The 14,996-nt window shown below is 72.0% G+C and carries 10 protein-coding genes and 1 pseudogene; 4 read left to right on the top strand and 7 right to left on the bottom strand.

The features are described from left to right. Positions 1–31 precede the first annotated feature (31 nt). Positions 32–1,504, bottom strand: a complete 1,473-nt coding sequence (gene nsdA / locus QRN89_RS25070; protein ID WP_290351623.1) for a transcriptional repressor NsdA — start codon at positions 1,502–1,504, stop codon at positions 32–34. A 476-nt stretch (positions 1,505–1,980) separates the two neighbouring features. Between nsdA and QRN89_RS25065 the strand changes: the two genes are divergently transcribed. Beyond that, positions 1,981–2,643, top strand: a complete 663-nt coding sequence (locus tag QRN89_RS25065; RefSeq protein ID WP_290351622.1) for a bifunctional DNA primase/polymerase — start codon at positions 1,981–1,983, stop codon at positions 2,641–2,643. Between the two features lie 217 nt (positions 2,644–2,860). Here the strand turns inward: QRN89_RS25065 and ftsY are convergent, their stop codons facing one another. After that, positions 2,861–4,084 (bottom strand): signal recognition particle-docking protein FtsY, encoded by a 1,224-nt coding sequence (gene ftsY / locus QRN89_RS25060; RefSeq protein ID WP_290351621.1) that lies wholly within the window; start codon positions 4,082–4,084, stop codon positions 2,861–2,863. 181 nt (positions 4,085–4,265) lie between these two features. Here ftsY and QRN89_RS25055 point away from each other — a divergent pair. Beyond that, a pseudogene (locus tag QRN89_RS25055) lies at positions 4,266–5,195 on the top strand (cytosine permease); the annotation flags it as partial. A 61-nt stretch (positions 5,196–5,256) separates the two neighbouring features. Continuing rightward, on the top strand, positions 5,257–6,228 hold the full coding sequence (locus tag QRN89_RS25050) for an LLM class flavin-dependent oxidoreductase (protein ID WP_290351620.1): 972 nt from the start codon (positions 5,257–5,259) through the stop codon (positions 6,226–6,228). A 52-nt stretch (positions 6,229–6,280) separates the two neighbouring features. Here the strand turns inward: QRN89_RS25050 and QRN89_RS25045 are convergent, their stop codons facing one another. The 4 genes from QRN89_RS25045 to QRN89_RS25030 form a co-directional block, all read right to left on the bottom strand. Further along, positions 6,281–7,708: a sugar porter family MFS transporter gene (locus QRN89_RS25045; protein WP_290351619.1), complete on the bottom strand. Its 1,428-nt coding sequence runs from the start codon at positions 7,706–7,708 to the stop codon at positions 6,281–6,283. Positions 7,709–8,031: 323 nt separating this feature from the next. Continuing rightward, positions 8,032–11,787: a chromosome segregation SMC family protein gene (locus tag QRN89_RS25040; protein WP_290351618.1), complete on the bottom strand. Its 3,756-nt coding sequence runs from the start codon at positions 11,785–11,787 to the stop codon at positions 8,032–8,034. Between the two features lie 228 nt (positions 11,788–12,015). Further along, positions 12,016–12,234: a hypothetical protein gene (locus QRN89_RS25035; RefSeq protein ID WP_138052936.1), complete on the bottom strand. Its 219-nt coding sequence runs from the start codon at positions 12,232–12,234 to the stop codon at positions 12,016–12,018. A gap of 382 nt (positions 12,235–12,616) precedes the next feature. Next, entirely contained in the window at positions 12,617–12,898 is a 282-nt protein-coding gene (locus QRN89_RS25030; protein ID WP_290351617.1) for an acylphosphatase, read from the bottom strand. A gap of 153 nt (positions 12,899–13,051) precedes the next feature. Here QRN89_RS25030 and QRN89_RS25025 point away from each other — a divergent pair, with 153 nt between their 5' ends. Beyond that, a complete protein-coding gene (locus tag QRN89_RS25025) occupies positions 13,052–13,909 on the top strand; it encodes a CAP domain-containing protein (protein WP_290351616.1) in 858 nt (285 codons plus the stop codon). A 198-nt stretch (positions 13,910–14,107) separates the two neighbouring features. Here QRN89_RS25025 and QRN89_RS25020 read toward each other — a convergent pair whose 3' ends face one another. After that, positions 14,108–14,914 carry a DUF1963 domain-containing protein gene (locus tag QRN89_RS25020; RefSeq protein ID WP_290351615.1) on the bottom strand — a complete coding sequence of 269 codons (807 nt, stop codon included), beginning with the start codon at positions 14,912–14,914 and terminating at the stop codon, positions 14,108–14,110. Between the last annotated feature and the right edge of the window lie 82 nt (positions 14,915–14,996).

Raw genomic sequence — 14,996 nt, 5'->3', positions numbered from 1 at the left:
GCCGTCGCGCCGGAGTCCTGTGACGGGCTGCTCAGACCGCTTCCGCGGTCTCCGGCAGCTGTGCGGTGATGAGGTCCGTGAGGTGGACGACCTCGGGGACGTCGCCGAAGTCCCTGGCCGCCGTGTCGACGGTCTTGCGCAGCCGGGTGTTGACCCGCTCCGAGCGCACCCGCCTGGCGATGTGCAGCGCCTGCTCGGCGAGCCGGGTGGACTGCTCGGGTTCCCGCTTCAGCAGATGCACCGTCGCCATGCCGACGAGGTTGAGTGCATACGAGCGCTGGTGCTCGGCGTCCTGGCTGAAGAGGGCGACCGCGCGTTCCATGACGGGCTCGGAGAGCGAGGCGTACGTGGGGCTGCGGCCGGCGACATAGGCGAGGTCCCGGTAGGAGTGGGCGTTCTCGCCGTTGAGCTCGGCCTCGGAGAAGAAGCGGATCCAGTCGGGCTCGGGCTCACGGGTCTCGAGCGCGTCGGCGAAGGTGTCCTCGGCCATCCGGACGGCCCGCTTGGTCTTGCTGGGCTGCCCCATGTTGGCGTAGGCGCGGGCCTCCATCGCATACAGCATCGCCTGTGTGCGCGGGGTCGCGCAGTCGCGGCTGCCGTACTGCGCGAGGTGGATGAGCTCCAGGGCGTCGTCGGGCCTGCCCAGGTGGATCATCTGGCGGCTCATGGAGGAGAGGATGTACGAGCCGAGGGGCTTGTCCCCCGCCTCCTTGGCGGCGTGCAGGGCGAGCACGAAGTACTTCTGCGCGGTGGGCTGCAGCCCGATGTCGTAGCTCATCCACCCGGCCAGCTCGGCCAGTTCGGCGGCGCAGGTGAACAGCCTTCGGGAGGTGTCCGCGGGCTGCGGCTCCTGGAGCAGGTCCGTCACTTCGTGGAGCTGGCCGACGACGGCCTTGCGGCGCAGCCCGCCGCCGCACTGGGCGTCCCACTGGCGGAACATGGCCGTCGTGGACTCGAGGAGGTCCAGCTCGGGCTTGGAGAGCCGGGCGGGACGCCGGACGCCGGCGGAGTCCGCCGGTGCGGGGTCGGAGGGCGGGGCGGGGACGAGCCAGCGCTGCATCGGCTCGATGAGGGCCGGCCCGGCGGAGAGGGCGAGCGACGTCCCGAGGAAGCCGCGGCGGGCCAGCATCAGGTCGCTGCGCGAGAACTCGCTGAGGAGCGCCACGGTCTGCGGGCCGGCCCACGGGAGGTCGACACCGGACACCGAGGGTGACTGGTGCGCCGTGCGGAGCCCCAGGTCCTCGATGGCGACGACGGTGCCGAAGCGCTCGGAGAACAGTTCGCTGAGGATGCGCGGGATGGGCTCGCGCGGCTGCTCGCCGTCGAGCCATCTGCGGACGCGCGAGGTGTCGGTGCTGATGTGGTGCGCGCCGATCTGCCGCGCCCGGCGGTTGACCTGGCGGGCGAGCTCGCCCTTCGACCAGCCGCTGCGCACGAACCACGAGCCCAGCTGCTCGTTCGGGCGCTTGCCGGTGCCCGTGCCGTCCGCGCCGCTGCCGCTCACAGGAACGCCCCCATCCGCATGATGTCCTTGCATGTCTTGCCACGAAGTCCCGCCGGGATGCCTTGCCCGGCGGTGCGGTGTCCGAACCCCTAGCAGAATGCCGTGAATCACGGCTCCCCGTCCGGCGGTCGCCCCTCTTCGAACAGGAAACCGACTTGCCTCCGGCATACCCGCGAAGGCACCGCACCCCCGGGGTTCGTGTACCGAAAGTAATCCTACGATCACGGTCCCGCCATGGCGATTCCAGAAACGCCACCATTCGCCACCCCTTCGAATGAACTCCCCTGCGGCCAGGCGCGATTCACTTGACGCACGACAGCCAGGAGCAGGCGGAGCGTTGCGCGTCGGGGCGCGCGGAACCGGATGCACCACCCCCGGCGACACTTCGCACCGGCGCGCCCCCGGCGACGGCGACACAGCGTCACCGCAAGACTCCTGGTCGTAACCACCGGCGAGTTCGACCCGTTGGAGGGGGCATGGGCTTCACGATCGGCGGCTCCCGGGTCCGGGAGATCCGGCCCGGCTCACGGCGCCGCGGCCGCGCGACGGAGTGCACGGCGGTGGCCGAGTGCACAGGACTGTGGGGCTGGGACGTGGCCCCGGGCGCACGGGCCTCGGCGGGCCGCTGCTCCTGCGGGGACACGGACTGCCCGGCCCCGGGCGCGCACCCCCTGGACTTCGCGCCCGAGGTACCGGCCGGTGCGACCCTCGACGAGGTGGCGAAGGCGTGGGCGGAGGTGCCCGGCGCCTCGATCCTGCTCCCCGTGGGCCGCTCGTTCGACGTCCTGGAGGTCTCGGAGGCCGCCGGGCGACGCGCCCTGGTGAGGCTGGAGCGGATGGGCGTCCCGCTGGGGCCCGTGTCCGTGACGCCGACGGGGCGCGCCCAGTTCTTCGTGGCCCCCGGCGCCGCCCCGGAACTGCCGCACCTGCTCTACCGGATGGGCTGGGACGACGCCGACCTGGACCTGCGCTGCCTCGGCACGGGCCACCATGTGACGGCACCGCCGTCCGACCACGCCGGCCTCGGCCCGTCCCGCTGGCTCCGGCCGCCGGCGCTCGGTTCCTCCGGGACCCCGCCGCAGGCCCGCCTGCTCCTGGGGACGCTCGCGTACATCTGCCACCGCTCGACGGCTCCCTGAGCGTCACCGGGAGGGACGACCCCCGGGACCGCTTCGCCCGTCGGTCCTCGGTGGGACCGCCTCGCACGCGGCAGTCCTCGACGGACCCGCGCCGCGGGCGCTCGTACCGCACCGGGCGCCTCTTGCCGCGCATGGCGGACCGGCCCCGCATACGCGTCCGCCGCGCCGCGGAGGACGCGGCGCGGCGGACAGCCGGACGAAGGGGATGCCCGGAAGGCTAGTCGCCGATCAGGGCGTCGACGAAGGCCTCCGGCTCGAAGGGGGCCAGGTCGTCCGGGCCCTCGCCCAGGCCGACCAGCTTGACCGGCACACCGAGCTCGCGCTGGACGGAGATGACGATGCCGCCCTTGGCCGTGCCGTCGAGCTTGGTGAGCACGATGCCGGTGATGTCGACGACCTCGGCGAAGACGCGGGCCTGGACCAGGCCGTTCTGGCCCGTCGTGGCGTCGAGGACGAGCAGCACCTCGTCCAGCGGGCCGTGCTTCTCGACCACGCGCTTGACCTTGCCGAGCTCGTCCATGAGCCCGGTCTTGGTGTGCAGCCGGCCGGCCGTGTCGATGAGGACGACGTCGGCACCCTCGGCGATGCCCTCCTTGACCGCGTCGTAGGCGATCGAGGCCGGGTCGCCGCCCTCGGGGCCGCGCACGGTGCGGGCGCCGACGCGCTCGCCCCAGGTCTGCAGCTGGTCGGCGGCGGCGGCGCGGAAGGTGTCCGCCGCGCCGAGGACGACGCTGCGCCCGTCAGCGACGAGCACCCGGGCCAGCTTGCCGGTGGTCGTGGTCTTGCCGGTGCCGTTGACGCCGACGACCATGACGACACCGGGGGTGTCCAGACCGCTCTCGGTCTGGACCGCGCGGTCCGCGTCCGTCCCGATGAGCCGCAGCAGCTCCTCGCGGAGCAGCGTGCGGAGCTCGTCGGGGGTACGGGTGCCGAGGACCTTCACCCGCTCGCGCAGGTGGTCGACCAGCTCCTGCGTCGCCGCGACGCCGACGTCGGCGGTGAGCAGGGTGTCCTCGATCTCCTCCCACGTCTCCTCGTCGAGGTGCTCGCGGGAGAGCAGAGTGAGGAGCCCCTTGCCCAGGGTGTTCTGGGAGCGGGCCAGACGGGCGCGCAGCCGTACGAGACGGCCCGCGGTCGGTTCCGGGATCTCGATCGCGGGAGCCTCGGGCTCGGCGACGACCGGATCCTCGACGGCGGCGGGCTCGGCGACGGCCTCCTCCGCGGTCGGGAGGTCGACCTCCTCGATGGTGCGGCGGGGCTCTTCCCGCGGTGTCTCCGCCTCCTCGCCGACGTGCGGCTCGGCTGGCGGAGCGGTGATGGTCGGCGTGCTCGACGGCGCCGAGGGCGGCAGCTGCTTCTTCCTGCGGCTGCTGACCACGAGTCCGCTGATCGCGCCGACCGCGACCAGGGCGATGACTACAGCAAGGATGACGATTTCCATAACGCCACCCAGTATCGGCCAACGACACCGGGGACCGGTCCGCTCAGAGGATCCCACGAGGGGGCGCGCCCATTTTTGGACCTTTTGCCGGAGACGTTACGATGAGCCTTCCGGCCTGGCGACGCCCCTGCAGTCCGATCGCGGCCGGCGCTCTCCCGGGTCCCGCACCCCGGACTCCCCCGGCCTCGTCCCGCTCGCGGGCATCCGCGGGGGCGCGCCCGGTATGGCCCTGTCGCGTGCGGTTTCGGCCAGGGAACCTCTTCCCCGTCTCGCTGATCCGGGTGGCCCGCTGGGGCTGGGAGACCATCGACGCGGTGACCGGCGCCTACGCCCTGCTGACCGTGCTCGATCTCCTCTTCGACATCAAGCCGAACACCGCGCTGATCGTCGTCACGCTCCTCCCCTTCGTCACGGCGACCTTCCTCTCCGGCCTCGGAACCAGGGCGCTGCGGGTGTGCAGCACGTGGTCCGCGTATCTGTTCGGCGGGTTCTCCGTCCTGGTCCTCGGCCACATCTGGTGGTCGGCACGGACCGGTGGGCCGTCCTGGACAAGCCGGCCGGTTCGACCGCGAGGCTGATCGCGGGCATCGGCACCATCGCCGCGGGCGGGATCAGCTGGGTGCCGTCCGGCCCCGACTCCACCCGGTCCCTGCCGCGTACCGCCTCAGGCCGTGCCGTGGTCGGCTCGACGGTCGACGGCGCCGGCATCGTCGTCCTGCGCTCGTTCATCTCGTTCCTCACCCTGCTCGCCGTCGCGTTCTCCGCCTGGATCGGGGTGTCCGGGGCGACATGCTGCGCGGGCGCGCCTATGACGCCGCGGCGTTGATGGACACGGGCCGCACCAGCGCCTGCTGGGACCGGGGCGGGTTCGCCTGGCAGGCGATGACGGCGTGGGGCGTCGCCCTGCCGGTCGGCCTGCTGTTCACCGAGGTCGACTGCTTCGGCGGTCCGCTGGCCGGTTCCTGGATCGGCAGGAACGGCCTTGGCTTGGGCGGTGACGATCGTCGTGGCGGGTGTGCTGTACGCCGTACTACCGCGCCCGGCCGGCCCGGTGTCCGCGGGCCGGCCGGGCGCGGAGGAAGAGCCGGTGCGCGCGGCTGTTTTCATCTGACGCGACGTCAGATAGCGTCCCCTTCGCCACTTCCACACCCCGGCGGAGGGGGACGTTCGTCATGGCCTTCACAGTCGTACGGTTCAACCTCGTCGACCCCGCGGCGACGCCCGATTCCCTCGCGGCCCGTTACCGCGTCGCCCTGGAGCTCGCGGCGTACGCGGACGAGCACGGGGTCGACACGGTCCAGACCGAGGAGCACCACGGCGTCGCGGACAACTGGCTGCCCTCCCCCTTCACCTTCGCCGGGGCGGTGTTCGGCGCGACGCGCAGGATCGCGGTGACCGTCTCGGCCGTCATCGGCCCGCTGCACGATCCGCTGCGCCTGGCCGAGGACATCGCCGTGCTCGACCTGCTGAGCGGGGGGCGGCTGGTCACGGTGGCGGGCATCGGCTACCGGCCGGAGGAGTACGCCGCCCACGGTGTGGACTGGCGGCGGCGGGGCGCGCTGCAGGACGAGCTGCTGGAGACCCTGCTGGCGGCGTGGACCGGCGAGGAGTTGACCCATCGCGGCCGGCGGGTGCGGGTCACCCCCCGGCCGTGCACACGGCCGCATCCGCTGCTGCTGGTGGGCGGTTCGTCCCGGCCCGCCGCCCGGCGCGCCGCACGGTTCGGGCTCCCGTTCTTCCCCAGCGCCCATCTGCCCGAACTGGAGGCGTACTACCACCGGATGCGCGAGGAGTACGGGACCGAGGGGTTCTGCATGATGCCGGCGGCCGAGACCCCGCTGCTGCACGTCTCCGAGGACCCGGACCGGACGTGGGCGGAGTACGGCGGGCACTTCCTGCACGAGGCCCGGACGTACGCCTCCTGGCAGTCCTCCGGGATCCGTTCGGCGGTGAGGTCGTCGGCGACGACGGTGGACGGACTGCGGGAGGAGGGCGTCTACCGGGTGCTGACCCCGGACGAGTGCGTCGGACTGGGGGCAGAGAGCCTCGTGCTCCATCCCCTGTGCGGCGGGATGCCGCCCGAGGAGGGCCGACGGAGCGTCGAGCTGTTCTGCGAACGGGTACTGCCCCGGCTCAAGGGCTGAACCGGGGCAGTGCCACTGGCCATGGGGCCGAGAGGAGAGGGGCAGCGGGGTTTTAGCCCATCTCCTCCAACGCCTTGCCCTTCGTCTCCGGCACCCACTTGAGGATGAACGGGATCGAGAGCACGGCGAAGACCGTGTAGATGACGTACGCGCCCGAGAGGTTCCAGTCCGAGAGGGTCGGGAACGTCACGGTGATGAGCCAGTTGGCGATCCACTGGGCCGAGGCGGCGACGCCCAGCGCGGCAGCGCGGATCTTGCCGGGGAACATCTCGCCGAGCAGCACCCAGACCACCACGCCCCATGAGAGGGCGAAGAAGAGCACGAAGAAGTTGGCCGCGAAGAGGGCGACGGTGCCCTGGAGACCCGGCAGCGAGACCTGGCCGCCCACCTCCGTCTTGTAGGAGAACGCCCAGGCGGCGAGTCCGAGCGAGATCGCCATGCCGACGGAGCCGATGAGCGCCAGCGGCTTCCGGCCGAACCGGTCGACGAAGATCATCGCGATCACCGTACCGATGATGTTCACGATGGACGTCTCGAAGGAGTAGAAGAAGGAGCTCTCCGGGTTGATGCCGACCGACTGCCACAGCGAGGAGCTGTAGTAGAAGATCACGTTGATGCCGACGAGCTGCTGGAAGACGGACAGACCGATACCGATCCAGACGATCGGCAGGAAGAGGAACTTGCCGCCGAGCAGGTCCTTGAAGGACGGCTTGCGCTCGTGGCGCATGTTCTCCTCGATCTCGGCGACCCGCTTGTCCAGGTCCACGGCCTTGCCCTCGACGTCGCGGAGCACCTTGCGTGCCTGTTCCTGGCGGCCGACGGAGATCAGGTACCGGGGCGACTCGGGGATGACGAAGGAGACCAGCCCGTAGAGCGCGGCCGGGACGACCATGATGCCGAGCATCCACTGCCAAGCCTCGAAGCCGCCGATCCGGCCGCGCTGGTCGCCGTCCGCGAGGTTGAGGACGCCCCAGTTGATCAGCTGCGAGACGGCGATGCCGGTGACGATGGCGGCCTGCTGGAAGGAGGCGAGCCGGCCTCGGTAGGCGGACGGGGACACCTCGGCGATGTAGGCCGGCGCGATGACGGAGGCCATGCCGATGGCGATGCCGCCGATGACGCGCCACATGGCGAGATCCCAGAGGGCGAACGGCAGCGCCGAGCCGATCGCGCTGGCGGTGAACAGCACGGCGGCGATCTGCATGACCCGGATGCGCCCGATGCGGTCGGCGATCCGGCCGGCCGTGGCAGCGCCGATCGCGCAGCCGATGAGGGCGGCGGCGATGACCTGGGCCAGGACCTCGGGGCCCACGTCGAAGCGGTCGCGGATGGCCACGACGGCTCCGTTGATCACCGCACTGTCGTAGCCGAAGAGGAAACCGCCCATCGCGGCCGACGCCGCGATGAAGATGACATGGCTGAGGTGCTCCGGCCGGGCCTTGCGGCCTTCCGACGCCTGCGACTGCGGGGTGCTGGTCACGGTGTACTCCTGGGGCCACCCGGCGACGGCGCCGGGGGTGGGGGGCGAGCCCTTCCAGTGGCGCACAACCTGACGCCGCCCACCACTTGAAGGTAAAAGCAATGATGCAGAGACTATGCGTTCAAGTTTCGAAGTCAAGACATCGTCGTGAAGTCACAGGAGCCCCACGACTCGGCACAGATGTGTACAAGAATTGAAGATCGAAGCGCTGGCTGTCGCTGAGCGCGAGCGATGAGGGCGGAGAGCCCACCCGCTTTCGGCGGGTGAACGCGGTTCAGCGGAGCCGCTGGTGAAAGAGCGGAGCCACCGGCTCGAGGAGAGGTTCAGCGGAGCCGCTGGCTGATGACCTTCGACACTCCGTCACCCTGCATGGAGACGCCGTAGAGCGCGTCCGCGACCTCCATCGTCCGCTTCTGGTGGGTGATCACGATCAGCTGGGAGCTCTCCTGGAGCTCCTGCATGATGCGGATCAGCCGCTGGAGGTTGGTGTCGTCGAGCGCGGCCTCGACCTCGTCCATCACATAGAACGGGCTGGGCCGGGCCTTGAAGATGGACACGAGCATCGCCACGGCGGTCAGCGAGCGCTCGCCGCCGGAGAGCAGCGACAGCCGCTTGACCTTCTTGCCCGGGGGCCGGGCCTCCACGTCCACGCCCGTCGTGAGCATGTTGTCGGGGTCCGTCAGGATGAGCCGGCCCTCACCGCCCGGGAAGAGCCGCGAGAACACGCCCTCGAACTCGCGCGCGGTGTCCCGGTACGCCTCCGTGAACACCTGCTCGACGCGCTCGTCGACCTCCTTCACCACCTGGAGCAGGTCGGCGCGGGTCTTCTTCAGGTCTTCGAGCTGTTCGGACAGGAACTTGTGGCGCTCCTCCAGCGCCGCGAACTCCTCCAGGGCGAGCGGATTCACCTTTCCGAGTTGCTGGTACGCCCGTTCGGCGGACCTGAGCCGCTTCTCCTGCTCGGCGCGGACGAAGGGCCGCGGCTGGTTGCGCGGGTGCCCGGGGTCCTCGGGGAGGTCCTCCCCCTCGGCCGGCGGCGACGGCGGTACGAGCTGGTCGGGACCGTACTCGCCGACCAGCCCGGCCGGTTCGACGCCCAGCTCCTCCAGCGCCCTCGTCTCCAGTTGCTCGATGCGCAGGCGCTTCTCGGCTCCGAGGACCTCGCCGCGGTGCACGGAGTCGGTGAGCTTGTCGAGCTCGCTCTTGAGGTCCCGGCCCTCCGCACGGGCGGCGGCGAGCTCACGCTCCCGCTCGGCCTTGGCCGCCTCGGCCGCGGCGCGTTCCCGCTCGGCCCGGACGACGGACACCTCGACATGGGCCAGGAGCTGACGGGCGCCGTTCGCCACCGCCTCGGCGACGGCGGCCTCGTGACGGAGCCTGGCGCGGCGCCGCTCGGCGCGCGCCCGGGCCTCGCGCTCGGCGCGTGCGCCGCGGTCCAGCGCGTCGGCACGTCCCGCGAGCCCCTTCACCCGCTCCTCGTGCGTACGCACCTGGAGCCGGGCCTCCATCTCGGTCTGCCGGGCGTTGGCGCCGTCGGCGGCGAGCCGGTCCCGCGCCGAGGTGTCCGGTTCCTCCTCGACGGGCGTCTCCTCGGCGACGGCCAGCCGCTCCGCCAGCTCCTCGGCCTCGTACAGCGCCTTCTCGAGCGCCTCCTGGGCGCGCTCGGCCGCCGCCGCCGTGCGCTCGGCCTCCCCGGCGGCACCGCGGGCCTGCCCGGCGAGCCGGCCCAGTTGCTGGGCGACGCCGGCCTTCTGCCGCTCCGCCGCCCGCCGTCGCTCGCCCAGCTCCTCGACGAGGGAGGCGCACGCCGTCCGCCGCTCGGCGGCCTCGCGCTGCCCCAGGGCGAGTTCGTCGCACCGTACGGCCAGCTCCTCCAGCTCGGCGGCGGCCTCGTCGACCGACGCCTGCACCTCCAGGAGGCTGGGCGCGCCCGCGGAGCCGCCATGGGCGAAGTGGGCGCCGAGGACGTCACCCTCGGCGGTGACGGCGACGAGACCCGGCTCCGTGCGGACCAGGTCCTCGGCGTCCTCCAGCGTCCCGACGGCCACCATGTCCCGTACGAGCCTCGCCACGGCGGGCATCAGCTCCTCCGGCCCGCGCACCAGGTCGACGATCCGGGGCGGCCGCGTACCTCCTTCGCCGCCGACGGCCGCCGGGGCGGAGAGGGCGGCGGCGGGAGTCGGTGCGGCCGCGCCGGCGCGATGGGCGGGCGCGCCCGCCGGAACCGCGGGCCGCCCGGGAGCCTCGGTCGCGGGGACGCCGTCGGCGGGCGGCCGGGCGGGAGCCGGAATCCCGGCCGTGGTCACGTCGCCCTCGGGTGCGCCGCCGTCACCGTGGGCCGGGCGGGCGCCGGCCTGCCCGGGCAGGGACAGCAGCAGGGACGCGCGGCCCGCGTCCTGCTTGCGGAGCAGCCGGATGGCGTCGGCCGCCGTCGAGGGATCCGTGACCGCGACGGCGTCGGCCGCCGCGCCGAGCGCCGCCGCGACAGGGAGTTCGTAGCCGGGAGCGACCGTCAGCAGCTCGGCGGCGGGCCCCAGCAGACCGGAGAGCCGGTCACGGGCGGACAGCAGCGCGCCGGTGCCGTCCTTGCGGCGCAGTCCCTGGGCGAGGGCGTCGTGGCGTGCGGCGACGGCGGCACGCTTGCGTTCGGCGGCCGTGGCCGCCTCGCGGGCGGCCGACAGGGCCGCCTCCGCCTCGGCCAGTTCGCGCCGGGCCGCGTCGTGCCGGTCGGCGAGCGCGGTGTCGTCCGCGTCCAGCCCGTCGACCTCCGCCTTGAGCTGCTCGTACTCCTCCTGGGCCGAGGCGGCCCGCTCGCGCGCCTCGTCACGAGCGGCCGCCAGCCGGTCGATCTCCGCCTGCGCCGAGGCCGCGCGGGAACGGGCGGCGTTGACCTGTCCGTTCAGCCGGGCGAGCCCTTCGCGGCGGTCGGCGATCGCCCGGGCCACGTCCTTCAGCCGGCGTTCCTCGACCGCCAGTTCGCGCTCCAGTTCGGCACGGTGGGCGACGGTGTCCTCCAGCGCACGCTGGGCGGCCTCCAGTGCCGCCTCCAGCTCCGCCTCCTGCTCGCGGATCCGCGCGGCCTCGCGCTCCATGTCCTCGGGGTCACGGCCGCGCCGTTCCTCCGCGGGCGCCGAGGTGGCGCTCTTCACCCGTGCCTCCGCCAGCGACACCGTGCCGCGCACCCGTTCGGCGAGCTGCGAGAGTTCGTACCAGGTCTGCTGGGCCCGCTGCAGCCGCGGCACCAGCCGGCGCACCTCGTCCTCCAGGTCCGCCTCCCGGGTCAGGGCCGCCTTGAGCTCCGCCTCCGCTGCCTCCTTGCGCTCCTTCAGCGCGGCCTCGTCGGCGACCTCGGTCCTGAGCGCCTCCCGCATGCGTACGAGGTCGTCGGCCAGGAGGCGCAGGCGCGCGTCACGCAGATCGGCCTGGATGACCGCGGCCCGCCGTGCCACGGCGGCCTGCCGCCCCAGCGGCTTGAGCTGCCGCCGGAGTTCGTCGGTGAGGTCCTGGACGCGAGCGAGGTTGGCCTGCATCGCGTCGAGCTTCCGCAGCGCCTTCTCCTTGCGCTTGCGGTGCTTGAGGACGCCGGCGGCCTCCTCGATGAACGCCCGGCGGCCCATCGGGTCCGCGTGCAGGACGGAGTCGAGCTGGCCCTGCCCGACGATGACGTGCATCTCACGACCGATACCCGAGTCGGAGAGCAGTTCCTGAATGTCCAGCAGCCGGCAGGTGTCCCCGTTGATCTGGTATTCGCTGCCGCCGTTGCGGAACATGATCCGCGTGATGGTGACTTCGGCGTATTCGATGGGCAGTGCGCCGTCGGAATTGTCGATCGTGAGGGAGACCTCCGCGCGGCCGAGCGGTGGGCGCCCGGTCGTTCCGGCGAAGATGACGTCCTCCATCTTCCCGCCACGCAGGGATTTCGCCCCCTGTTCACCCATGACCCAGGACAGCGCGTCCACGACATTGGACTTGCCGGAACCGTTCGGCCCCACGACGCAGGTGATGCCGGGCTCGAAGCGCAGCGTCGTCGCCGAGGCGAAGGATTTGAACCCGCGGAGGGTCAGGGCCTTGAGGTGCACGCCGCCGGACTCTACCTCCCGGTGCCCGGAGATCGCCGCCGGCACAGGGCTTCCGGCCCGCCACGACGTGGGCACGCCGCGGTTTGATCCCTGAATATGCAGGGCACATCAGACGGTAAGCAGTGCACTACAGACGGGGGAACAAAGAAAGAAGGGACGCCGAAGCGTCCCTTGCATACATACCAGCCGTGCGAGAGAGTTTCTCACCGGATCCCCACAGGTCTGGGATCAGGTGAGCGCCGGCTCGCCCTTGGGTACGTCGATGTCGATGCCTTCGAGCAACGAGTCGCCACGGTGCTGTGCGGCGGCAGCGCTCAGCGCGTCATTCTCGGACTGGATCCGTACGAGCTCGGACTCCAGGTCCTGGACGCGCTGCTGAAGCCGTCGCATCTCGGCGAGGAGTCGCGGGTCGGAACCGCCGACGTAACCGAGAAGCGCCTTTGCCATGATGGATGGTCCTCCACACTGAGTGACCGACCGATGCGGTGTGGGTCGTGAGGGATTTTCGCACCCGCGGTGCTCGGCAGCGCTTGTTCCACTGCGATTCTTGCTGCCAAACAGCTAGGGTGCGCGGGGCTTCCAGCGTCTCACCAAAAAGTTTGACGGTCAACACGATCACGCCCCGTATCGGGGGCAAGCCGCGGGCTCGCGGCCGTGGAACGCACGGCGGCGGCTCTCCTGCGGGCCCCGGGGGCTCGGAGATCATCGTTACTCGCGCAGCCTGGCACGGCGGGACCGTTATTGGCAACCACCAGCGGGTTTCTTTCGAACACGCATGCTGTGGGCAGTCGGATGAACACATCGAGTGCCCGCGTTCCGGGTCTTCCGATCAGCGGATCGCGAATCCCTCGTAACCCCCGCGGGGACTCCCCCAGATTTCGGTGACGCCGACGACGGCGCCGGGCGTGTCGGACGACCGCAGCCACTCCAGAAGACGGTGGCAATTCTCACGCGGGCCCTCCGCCACGATCTGGACCCGGCCGTCGTCGAGATTGAGCGCGAAGCCGCGGAGGCCGCCGATCTCCAGAGCGTTTTCCCTGGTGAACCAGCGGAAGCCCACTCCCTGTACGCGTCCGCGTACCCATGCGGTCATCCGTGCGTGCTCATGCATGCGCGAAACCTACACGGACGCGTACGGGCCAATGCCACTCGGGTCACATCGCCCACTCCCGACATCGCGTACAGTCGCGACGCAACGGACTTCGCCCGTTCGGGCGAGTCCTTCCACTGATCCAGCTGAAGTCGAGACCGGAAGGGCGAGCGTATGGGACGCCACCGCCGGAAGAAGCGGGTTCCCGGCCCCGTGCGCACCGGGCTGCTCGGGGTCGCCGCAGCCGCCGCGGTGGCCACCGTCGCCGTCGCCGCCGGGCTGGTCCCGGGCGGCGACGTGTTCACCGCGGGAGGCGAGAAGACCGCGGCGCAGCATGTGCGCGAGGTGGCCTCCGGTGATCTCACGGCCCAGGGCGGCGCCTCCGCCACCCCGTCCGAGCGCGCATCGGCCGAGCCGGCCCCCCGCGCCTCGAAGGGCATGTCGTCGACCACCGGCAACTCGCCGAAGGGGTCCTCGTCGGCGCCCGCGTCGAAGCCGAAGCCGCCGGTGAAGAAGGCGCCCGAGGCCAAGCCGCCGGCCGCTGCCGGCAGCCCCGAGACCTCCCGCGGCAAGGCGGCGGAGCGCAAGACGACCGCCCCCGAGCGCAGGGCCGTCCCCGCCCCGGCGAAGCCGCGGCCCAAGGCCCCGTCGGGTGAGACGGCGGCGGAGGCCGAGGTGCTGGCCCTCGTCAACAAGGAACGCGCCAAGGTGGGCTGCGCCCCGGTGCGCCCGGACTCCTCGCTGGCCCGCCTCGCCGGCAGGTTCAGCTCCGACATGGCGACGCGCAGCTTCTTCGACCACACCGACCCGGAGGGCGACGGCCCCTGGGACCGGGCCGCGCAGGCCGGCGTCGGCGGACTGGGCGCCGAGAACATCGCCCGCGGCCAGGCCGACGCCCGGACCGTGATGAACGCGTGGATGAACAGCGACGGCCACCGCGCGAACATCCTCAACTGCGAGTACCGGACGCTGGGCGTGGGGGTCTCCTTCGCCCAGGGCGGCCCGTGGTGGACACAGGACTTCGGCTTCTGAGAACACCGCGGGTCGGTCGACCCGCCCGCACTTCCGGGCCGTCTCGGAGCCGTCATCGGCCGCCGGGGCGGCCCGGACCGCGACCACGGCGGGGCGTGTGCCCGGCCGGCAGGCACCGGGTGCGTACGTCCACGGCGTGGAACCCGCCTCGGCCCCACCGGCGGGACACCGCCGAACCCGCCCCGCCGTCCCGGGTCGTCAGTGGCAGTCGAAGCGCCAGTCCCACGGCAGGCCGGCGCACCGTCGGCAGTGGAAGAAGTAGACGCCGCCGCAGTCGCCCAGCTGTATGTCGCCGGTGATGGTCAGCAGGTGCTCCATGCGGTGTCCGCTCTCGCAGTCCGGCCAGTCGGCGGGCTGAATCCAGGCCGGCCAGCCGCCGACCTTCGTCGCGATGATGTTGGCGTCGGGCGGCCGGACGGAGGCGCCCGTGGTCATCCGAAGCCGGTGCTCCCAGGTCTCCCCCATGTCGCCGGGCAGGTCGTGCCACCCCGGCCAGTCCTCCGCGGTGGCCGGGGACACCGTGGACGGCTCCGGCATGTTGTCCTCGTCGAACTCCCCCTCGCTCACCCCGGGCACCTCGGACAGCAGCCCTCCGGCCACGACCTCCGCCTCGTTGCGCCAGTACAGCCGCGGCATCACCGGCCCGGGGTCCTGTTCGTGGTTCAGCGCGCACCAGACCAGCTGCAGCAGGTCCTTCCCCGCCGGGAACTCCAGCTCCGGTACGTCCTTGGCGTACAGCTGGAGGATCGGCACCATCGGCACCGCACCCGGGACGATCTCGGTGCAGTTGCGCCAGTCGGCCCCGTACGTCCAGTGGTCCTCCTGCGCGCAGTACGGCCACGGCTCGTCCGCGGGCCACAGCAGCTCGCCTCCCAGCGAGCTCTCCCCCACACCGGGTTCGCCGGGCTCCGGGTTGAGGAGGGTGGCCTGCCGGGCGAGAGCCGCGTACTCCGGTATCAGGGTGCGCAGATCCGTCGCGGGCAGATCGGGCGTGTCTCCGGGCATCGTGGCTCCTCGGGCGTACGAAGATCGACGGGGTGTCGCGGGCACGCTAGTACGTGCCACCGACAGCCCCGTACGGCCAACG

This window comes from Streptomyces sp. HUAS CB01 (assembly GCF_030406905.1).
GTDB classification, from domain to species: domain Bacteria; phylum Actinomycetota; class Actinomycetes; order Streptomycetales; family Streptomycetaceae; genus Streptomyces; species Streptomyces chengbuensis.
This window is presented reverse-complemented; position numbering and strand designations above follow the sequence as displayed.

What these genes read in the sequence shown, in the direction of transcription:
- QRN89_RS25065 (WP_290351622.1), top strand. Translation starts at nt 1,981, where the DNA reads ATGGGCTTCACGATCGGCGGCTCCCGGGTCCGGGAGATCCGGCCCGGC.
- ftsY (WP_290351621.1), bottom strand. Translation starts at nt 4,084, where the DNA reads ATGGAAATCGTCATCCTTGCTGTAGTCATCGCCCTGGTCGCGGTCGGC.
- QRN89_RS25050 (WP_290351620.1), top strand. Translation starts at nt 5,257, where the DNA reads ATGGCCTTCACAGTCGTACGGTTCAACCTCGTCGACCCCGCGGCGACG.
- QRN89_RS25035 (WP_138052936.1), bottom strand. Translation starts at nt 12,234, where the DNA reads ATGGCAAAGGCGCTTCTCGGTTACGTCGGCGGTTCCGACCCGCGACTC.
- QRN89_RS25030 (WP_290351617.1), bottom strand. Translation starts at nt 12,898, where the DNA reads ATGCATGAGCACGCACGGATGACCGCATGGGTACGCGGACGCGTACAG.
- QRN89_RS25025 (WP_290351616.1), top strand. Translation starts at nt 13,052, where the DNA reads ATGGGACGCCACCGCCGGAAGAAGCGGGTTCCCGGCCCCGTGCGCACC.
- QRN89_RS25020 (WP_290351615.1), bottom strand. Translation starts at nt 14,914, where the DNA reads ATGCCCGGAGACACGCCCGATCTGCCCGCGACGGATCTGCGCACCCTG.